The organism is Streptomyces sp. NPDC001480, from assembly GCF_042894725.1.
Classification (GTDB): Bacteria; Actinomycetota; Actinomycetes; order Streptomycetales; family Streptomycetaceae; genus Streptomyces.
The window spans coordinates 1-1,254 of the sequence record NZ_JBIAVX010000070.1; the positions used below are offsets into that span (position 1 = coordinate 1).

The 1,254-nt window shown below is 68.7% G+C and carries 1 protein-coding gene; it reads right to left on the minus strand.

The features are described 5' to 3' along the window. A partial coding sequence (locus ACFY01_RS46745; protein WP_390741882.1) for an IS4 family transposase occupies positions 1–1,146 on the minus strand: 1,146 nt, incomplete at its 3' end. Positions 1,147–1,254: the final 108 nt, after the last annotated feature.

The following is a 1,254-nucleotide window of genomic DNA, read 5'->3' on the forward strand; positions in this document are numbered from 1 at the left end:
CGGCGGGGTAACAGGCTGCGGCCGATCTCGGCGAGTCCGAGGTGCCGGTCGCGTCTGCGGGCGGAGGGGGGAAAAGCCGCTCGGCGAGATCACCGTGCGGCGGACGACGTGCAGAGCCCGGGTGAACGAAGTCCGCTCTGCTGTACTGCGGTGCAGGCGGGCGGCTTCGTCCAGCAGGTCGCGGGTGGCATGGTGCACGATCAGGTGCGCATAGATCTCCTGCCGCACCCCGTCCGGGGTCTGTGATCTGAGGACCGGTCGGCCGCGCTGGTGGGTCTTGATCTCGTCGAAGACCAGCTCGATCTCCCAGCGCCGGGCGTAGAGCGCGGCAAGCTCGGCAGCCGGGTACTTCTCGGGATCGGTCAGGCTGGTGATGAGCCGGACGATGTCAGCCTGGCCGTCGACGCGGTACTCGATCACCCGGACCAGAGCCGGTGGGGCCTTCAGCGTTCCGACCGCTTTGCTGTGCTTGTTCGCCTCGATCCGGGCCAGGTAACTGCCGTCGGGCAGCACGTCCTGGACTCGGCGGGCCTTGCGCCGCTCGATCCGCCATAGCAGGTGAGTGCCCTGGTCGCGAAGGCGGTGCCAGCGGGCCAGGCCCCAGAGCCCGCGGTCGGCCAGCAACAGCGTTCCGCTCCCGACGTGGGCCTTCAGGGCGTCGGAGACGATCCGCTCGGACTCCTTGAACCCGCCGACCACGGCGTCGAGCACGGCGTGGGAGGAACACTCGGCCACCGCGACCACACGGGCCTGCGGATACCCCATCGGACTGCGCTGTGATCCCGACTTGCCGAAGGCGTCGTCGTTCGCAGCCGAGTCCGGCACAGCCAGCAGTGTCCCGTCCAGAGCCAGCACGCGCAGCCCGCGAAAGAGATCGTCCTCTCCGCCCAGTGGCCGGGCCACAGCCCGGAACAATTCCCGCATTACGGTCCATCCCAGCCGCTGCCGGGCCCTGGTCAGCGAGGACTTGTTCACCCCGGTCCAGGGCCGCAGGCCCGGATCGCCGGCCTTCACCAGACGCAGGACCTCCAGGTAGTCGGCCTGCGGGAACAAGCACATCGCCAGCACGAAGTACACCGTGAACCGAGCGGACAACAGACGCCGGCGCTTCTCCGAGCGGCCAGCCTCGTCGACCACGCGGTCCACCAACTCTGGTGGGCATGACCGGGTCAGGACTCCCAGCCCCAGCCGTTCCAGACGGGATATCAGCACACCCGCTCAACCGACCGACAACCCCAAAAGCAACGGCATTGC